The sequence below is a fragment of the Pseudomonas sp. AC463 genome (genome assembly GCF_979253585.1).
Genome location: NZ_CEEDDZ010000736.1, coordinates 1 through 262, shown reverse-complemented (window position 1 = coordinate 262; position 262 = coordinate 1). Strand labels below are relative to the sequence as shown.

The following is a 262-nucleotide window of genomic DNA, read 5'->3' as shown; positions in this document are numbered from 1 at the left end:
AAGTGATCCTTGCCGACGCACCCACCGGCGCCCTCGACACCCACAGCGGCTAGGAGGTGATGCGCATCCTCGCCGAGCTGCACGCCGCCGGGCACACAGTGATTATCGTCACCCACGACCCCACGGTGGCGGCGAATGCCCAGCGTATCGTCGAGGTGTGCGATGGTGAGATCGTCAGCGACAAGGCCAACCAACGCAGCGGCCTGGAGCTGCCCGGCGATGCGCCGATAGAACCCAAGCGCAGCGGCGCGCGGCCCCTGGT

At 67.9% G+C, this 262-nt stretch carries 1 pseudogene; it reads left to right on the top strand.

What is annotated here, in order from left to right:
* Window positions 1-262 (top strand): annotated as a pseudogene (locus tag AC0IYH_RS32155) (macrolide ABC transporter permease/ATP-binding protein MacB); the annotation flags it as partial.